The organism is Oligella ureolytica DSM 18253 (assembly GCF_000373745.1).
Taxonomy (GTDB): domain Bacteria; phylum Pseudomonadota; class Gammaproteobacteria; order Burkholderiales; family Burkholderiaceae_B; genus Oligella; species Oligella ureolytica.
In genome coordinates this window covers 56,351-62,363 of sequence record NZ_KB892285.1, presented here as the reverse complement: position 1 = coordinate 62,363, position 6,013 = coordinate 56,351, and the positions used below count along the sequence as shown (strand labels likewise).

Below are 6,013 nucleotides of genomic sequence, written 5' to 3'. Positions count from 1 at the left end.
TAACACAAAAACCGCCATCGCGATTTTCTCCTAAATAATGCCCTTACGGGCCTCGTGACGCAGGGCTTTCGCCCTGTCTCTCCTCGGGAAAGTCAACAACCGGCTCCTGCGCGTGCAGCAAACAGAACCTTCGGCGTTTTACCTTGCGCCTGCATGAACCTGTCTTTCCAGTGCCTAGAGCTGAAGAAGCACTCTAGGGTGGGTCTGAACGACCTGTTGTTAACGGAGCGACTCAATAAAAGCCGCTTACCCTGGTCAACCCAGCTTGCTTTTACAAGCTCCGTCCCTTTAGGGCGGGGTAGTTGACCGTAAAACTTCTTGCCTCGGTTATTTAATTGTAAACTTAAGAAACTTGCTCGCTGTGCGAACAGCATGATAGACCAAATACAGGCTGACAAAGGGTAGGCCCATACGGTACCAGTCCGGATAATCACTGAGAAGCCAAGTTTGTTCATGCTTGAGCTTACTGTGCCAGCTCTCAATCTGCTTTTCGTCATTGAGTCCAAACTTAAAGGTAGCAGCGGTTCGGCTGATGGCCTCATGAAATGCCGTGTTTTGACTCATCCAATGATTAAACATATCACAGTGTAGCTCTGCACCGCTAAATCGCTCAGCGAGTTGTGTCATAAATTGACGGTTTTCACTCTCTGTAAAGTACATTAGCACACCCTCGATCAGAAAGATAAACTCACCCTCAGGGTGGTCTTTCAATAGCTTATCTTTCCAATCGGCTTTGCGTAAGCAGCCACGGATGTAATGCTCATTACTATCAGGAGGTAGGAGTTGCTCTCTTAAGTCAATTACTTCAGGCAAATCTAATTGATAAAAAACAGCTTGATGGGATATGTCTTCTAGGCGTTGCTTACGCGTATCTAGTCCGCAGCCAACAATAACGACCACCGGATTTTTGTGACAACAAATAAAGTCTCGGGTGACTTTGTCGAAGTGCACTGATCGCAAGGCAATGGCGGCAGAGGTCGTCGGTATATTGTCAAAGAGGTGAAAGTTGTAGTCGATTTGTTCGACCAGTTTGACTGCATACTCGTCTTGAATGAGAGGGCGGGGCTTTTGCGATTCGATAGAACGCGCATAAAGCGTTAGTAGCAGGGTGTCTGCAGTGCTATCCTGCAGACAGGGCTTTGTTTTACTCAATGTCTCAACTCCGTAGAAGCATAGCGAATAACGACGCTGTCTGATATACCCTGCTGTCTCTGCAGCTTGATTATTATTTTAAAGTAGAAACAATATAAATTAAAAAGTCGTTAGAAATAACGATTAAATCACATTAATTCCCTGCTAGTTTAACTTATTCCTGTTTAATCTTGAAGAAAGGAGTAGGAAGCTTTTCTTATATTGCGCAAAAATTTTGTGACAATTAATAACAGATACGAATGAGTTTGAGAGTCAAATGGGTTTTCTGGGCCTTGTTCTTAATCGTTTATAATAAATTTTAGTAGTTTAGTTTTAACTTAATTTAATGTGTAAATGGTATGTCAACAACAACTAGGGTTAGTGCAAGTGAGCGGAATAAAGCGGCTAATTCAACGTCTTTTGTCAGTATTTTAGTCAATGCGCTTTTGGCGATCTTGCAAATTATCTTTGGATTGATCACTCAATCGTATTCATTGATCGCTGATGCCACGCATACCGTGTCTGATTTGTTGTCGGATTTTGTGGTGTTGGTCGCGAATCGTTTTGCTAAGGAAAAAGCGGATGCCTGTCATCCTTATGGTCATTTTCGGTTTGAAACCATTGCTGTACTAATTATTGCTGTCCTGCTGATTATTGTCGGTATGCAAATTATTACCACAAGTGTAGGGCGTCTCCAGAATGCTGATGAGATGGAGGTTAGTGCCGGTCTGGCATTTGTTATTGCATTGATTGCTATTATGGCTAAGGAGTTGTTGTACCGTTACATGGCCAAGGTAGCCAAGCGCGTTGATTCCACCATTATTATGGCGAATGCGCTTCATGCACGCTCAGATGCTATTTCATCGTTGGTCGTAGCCATTGGTTTAGCGGCACACTTTTTTGGTCTAAGCTATGCTGATTTAGTTGCTTCCTTGATCGTTGGTGCAATGATCGCCTTTATGGGCGTGAAAATGGCTTGGAACTCTCTCATGGATTTGGCCGATCGTTCGGTTGGTAAAGTAACGCTCGATACAATCACCAATGCTATCCGCGATACGCCGGGCTTAGTTGATTTTCACGATCTGAAAACTCGTAAAACCGGTGACTTTGTTTTAGTGGAAGTGCATTTGGATTTGCCAGCCAAGATGACCATCGCTGAAGGCCATGATATCGCCGATGAGGTGGAGCGGCGTATCAAAGCGGCCGTGCCATTGGTAACTTATGTATTGACGCACTTTGACCCGATTCCTGAGAAGACAGAATAGGGTGGTGGTGTGCTATGGATGATGTGGGCGCACGCTAACTTGAAGTGTGTCCACATCATTCTATGCTGTTCTAGTATGCGGTTTTAGTATGCTGTTTTAGTATGGGCATAAAAAAACGTCTTATAGAATAATATCTACAAGACGCTAATTCTGTTCAGAGTTTTTGGCTCCCCCAACTGGACTTGAACCAGTGACCTGCGGATTAACAGTCCGTCGCTCTACCGACTGAGCTATGGGGGAACTGCTGAACTAAAGATAGTATTATGTACTGAAATTTAAGTTATGGCAAGCCCTTTATTCATTTATTTATAAAAATGTTGTGTTTTTTGCATAAATGACACGTTTTTGCAACATTACAACAAAAAGACTTGTTTTATACAAAAGCAAGTTGCAATTTTAATATCCTAAGTCGTTAGGTAATACCCCTACACTCAATCTTTTGATTATTTTTCAAAAATTGATAAACTAGTTACTACCTTTACTAACATTAGCAATTTTAAAAATGACAACAGATACTCAACACTCAGCTAAACAGTTTCTTGACAACTATTTCGTAGAAAAGTACGGTTTAAGTCCAACTCACTCGGAAGTACTCGCCGCGACGCCTTACTTTGTTGGTGATAAGGCACTTGATGTTGGTTGTGGGCGTGGTCGTAATACTTTTTATATGGCTCAGCATGGTTTTCAGGTCGATGCGTTTGATGTTAATCCCCATGCTATCGGTATCATGCAGCATATTATCGAGTCGGAGGGCGTGGACTCTGTGCGTCCCTCAGTTAGAAATCTAAATCAGAACCCGTATATTGAGTCAAGCTATGATGTCATCGCATGTACTGTAGTTATGATGTTTTTGGAGCCAAGTACCATTCCGGTACTTATCAAAGAAATGCAAGAGGCCACGCTGCCCGGTGGTATTAATATCATTGTGTCAGCGATGAATACGCCGGCCCATCCTATGCAGCCTGATTTTCGTTTTGGCTTTGCAGAAGGTGAATTAAGTGCCTACTATGATGGGTGGGAGCTTTTAAAGTACAACGAAGATGTCGGTCAAATGCATCGTCGTGATGCTTTCGGCAATTTTGTCGAAATGCAATTTGCCACCATCATTGCTAAAAAGCCACTATAAGTACTTTGAATTGTCATTTTAAAATGACATACTGATTTTTTTAATATAACCACATTATCTAATGATTCGATCTAGTAAACTTCTTGTGCCCGTTTTGTCCGTTTTGCTGTTGGCAGCGTGTGGCAAAAAGGGCGATGATCCGGAACGTGATCTGACTGTCGTCCGCTTTAACTTTGTCAATGCGTGCACTTTTTATGCCGGCAGTAGAAATGCCAATTTCTGTGGCTGTTCTTTTGATGAAATGGTCAAGGAGTTTGGTCGGGATACGGTGATTCGCTTAGGTGGTCTTGCCGAAGAGTCTGAGATTGAGGATCCTGATGATGTGGCGACATTTAGAGCCATGCACGAATTCATGGCTGCCAGCACCACAGGTGTTTGTGAGGAGTTTGTGGTCAAGGACCCTCCTAGCGACAAGGATAATGAGACTTTTTTCCGCAAGTTAATTAATTAGTAGGTGATTGGCCTGCATTAATAGGGGCATTGTCTTCATTTTGTAAAAAACGATCTCTATACTTCATTTGCTTTCATTCTGAACATTTTAGGAAAAACAATGAAGTTAAATTATAGAGCGACGTTAATCTCTACATTAGTTGCATTTGCAGCGACTGCAACCACGGTTTCTGCGGCAGAGCAATTCCCAGCGACGTTGGCCGGTCATCTCATCATCGCCGGTGATACCAAAATACAGGTGCCTGATGATGCGCCTAATGACTTGCGCGTTAATGGTAAGTTTCATGAAAAGCAGCGCATAGACGAGTTGGGCGCCATTGAAGGCAAGTCTAACGGTCGTCCTACCGGCATCAAGTTTCCTTTTGAAGGTCAAGCGATTCAAGGTCATTCAGGCATTGTCAATAACGGTGATGGTACTTTTTGGATTCTTACCGATAACGGCCTTGGCAATAAGTTGAATTCCAGCGATAGCGCTTTGTACTTTAATTTATACAAACTTGATTTTGAAAATGATCAGTGGGAACACTTAGAGACCGTGTTTCTTAAAGATCCTAATAAAAAAATACCTTTCCGAATTACACACGAAGACACAGAAAGTCGTTATTTAACCGGTGAGGATTTTGACCCGGAAAGTATTCAAGTCGTTGGCGATAACTTTTGGATTGGAGATGAGTTTGGTCCTTTCCTAATCAAATTAGATCGTCAAGGTAATGTGATCGATATCTTTGAAACTGAAGTCAATGGCAAAGTAGTCAAGTCGCCTGACTATCCGGGTATGGTGTTACCGGGCAGCCCTGATGGCAGTATGCCTGAGTTTCAAGTTCGTCGCTCTAAAGGGTTTGAGGGCATGGCGTCTTCAAAAGACGGTAAAACCTTATATCCTCTATTAGAGGGTGTGCTTTGGGATAGTGAGAAAAAAGCCTTTGAAAGCGTTGATGGTCAGCCTGTGTTGCGTATTTTAGAGTTCGCTTTAGGTGATGACAAGTACACCGGTAAATCTTGGTTCTATCCATTAGAGGATGCGAAGCATTCGATTGGTGACTTTAATATGATTGATGAGCGCTATGGCCTAATCATTGAGCGTGATGATACTGAGGGGACGGCTGATAAGGCGTGTAAAGACGGTGAAGATGTCACGCGCTGTTTTGATAATGTCGCTAACTTTAAGCGAGTCTACAAAGTAGAGCTTAATCCTGAAGAGCAAATGGTTCGTAAAGTCGGTTACATTGACTTGATGGATATTCAGGATCCTAATCATCAGTCCAAAGTTGCATTGGTTGATGGCAAGTTCCAGTTCCCGTTCTTTACGATTGAAAACGTTGATGTGGTAGAGGATCGTTATATTGTGGTGGGTAATGATAATAACTATCCTAAATCAAGTAGTCGTGAACCAAACGTGGCTGATGACAATGAGTTGATCCTATTAGATGTTCGATCATTGCTAGACGCTAAGTAATAACTGACTACCTTTGCCAAGCCCCTCCTTGCTATCCAGCTCAGGAGGGGTTTTTATTAAAAATATGACATTTACAGTTTAATACACTGCAAGATGGCTTAAGATATTAGAATTAAGTGAGGCGTTAAATGTTAAGTTTAACGGCATGTTAACTTTAAGCAACGATAATTAGGAGCAGCTTATGTCTAAAAAAGGTTTCTGTGACGATATCGAAGAACTAACAGAAGATAATGACTTGTACCGCAAGGTTTTATACACAGGTAAACATCTTCAGTTAGTGCTGATGGCGATTCAGCCGGGTGAGGAAATTGGTGAGGAGGTGCATGATACGCACGACCAATTCTTCCGTTTTGAGCAGGGTACGGGTAAATTGCTGATTGATCAAACAGAGTACGAGGTAAAGGCTGATTTTGGTGCGGTTGTACCAGCCGGCGCTAAACACAATGTTATCAATACCGGTGATGTGCCATTGAAACTGTACACATTGTATGGTCCACCTGAGCATGTTGACGGCGTGGTGGTTGATGTCAAGGCCAATGAAAAAGAAGAGCATTTTGACGGTAAGACCACGGAGTAATTAAGCCA

6 protein-coding genes and 1 tRNA gene are annotated in these 6,013 nt (G+C 42.6%); 5 read left to right on the top strand and 2 right to left on the bottom strand.

Going from position 1 to position 6,013, the window contains the following annotated elements; genetic code table 11:
- Window positions 1-327 precede the first annotated feature (327 nt).
- Window positions 328-1,152 (bottom strand): class I SAM-dependent methyltransferase, encoded by an 825-nt coding sequence (locus B092_RS0102920; RefSeq protein ID WP_018573748.1) that lies wholly within the window; start codon window positions 1,150-1,152, stop codon window positions 328-330.
- 338 nt (window positions 1,153-1,490) lie between these two features.
- Between B092_RS0102920 and B092_RS0102915 the strand changes: the two genes are divergently transcribed.
- Complete coding sequence (locus tag B092_RS0102915) at window positions 1,491-2,396, top strand: cation diffusion facilitator family transporter (RefSeq protein ID WP_018573747.1); 906 nt, start codon at window positions 1,491-1,493, stop codon at window positions 2,394-2,396.
- Between the two features lie 164 nt (window positions 2,397-2,560).
- On the opposite strand, the gene B092_RS0102910 is transcribed toward B092_RS0102915, so the two are convergent.
- Window positions 2,561-2,636: transfer RNA gene (locus tag B092_RS0102910), tRNA-Asn, on the bottom strand.
- Window positions 2,637-2,898: 262 nt separating this feature from the next.
- Here B092_RS0102910 and tehB point away from each other — a divergent pair.
- The 4 genes from tehB (at window position 2,899) to B092_RS0102890 (ending at window position 6,005) form a co-directional block, all read left to right on the top strand.
- Window positions 2,899-3,522 carry a tellurite resistance methyltransferase TehB gene (gene tehB, locus B092_RS0102905; RefSeq protein ID WP_018573746.1) on the top strand — a complete coding sequence of 208 codons (624 nt, stop codon included), beginning with the start codon at window positions 2,899-2,901 and terminating at the stop codon, window positions 3,520-3,522.
- Between the two features lie 85 nt (window positions 3,523-3,607).
- Window positions 3,608-3,973, top strand: a complete 366-nt coding sequence (locus tag B092_RS0102900) for a hypothetical protein (RefSeq protein ID WP_018573745.1) — start codon at window positions 3,608-3,610, stop codon at window positions 3,971-3,973.
- A 99-nt stretch (window positions 3,974-4,072) separates the two neighbouring features.
- Window positions 4,073-5,428, top strand: a complete 1,356-nt coding sequence (locus tag B092_RS0102895) for an esterase-like activity of phytase family protein (protein ID WP_018573744.1) — start codon at window positions 4,073-4,075, stop codon at window positions 5,426-5,428.
- Window positions 5,429-5,609: 181 nt separating this feature from the next.
- Entirely contained in the window at window positions 5,610-6,005 is a 396-nt protein-coding gene (locus B092_RS0102890) for a cupin domain-containing protein (protein ID WP_018573743.1), read from the top strand.
- The last annotated feature ends 8 nt before the right edge of the window (window positions 6,006-6,013 follow it).

Excerpts from the sequence above, each read along its gene's own strand:
- B092_RS0102915 (WP_018573747.1), top strand. The coding sequence starts at position 1,491 with ATGTCAACAACAACTAGGGTTAGTGCAAGTGAGCGGAATAAAGCGGCT.
- tehB (WP_018573746.1), top strand. The coding sequence starts at position 2,899 with ATGACAACAGATACTCAACACTCAGCTAAACAGTTTCTTGACAACTAT.
- B092_RS0102895 (WP_018573744.1), top strand. The coding sequence starts at position 4,073 with ATGAAGTTAAATTATAGAGCGACGTTAATCTCTACATTAGTTGCATTT.
- B092_RS0102890 (WP_018573743.1), top strand. The coding sequence starts at position 5,610 with ATGTCTAAAAAAGGTTTCTGTGACGATATCGAAGAACTAACAGAAGAT.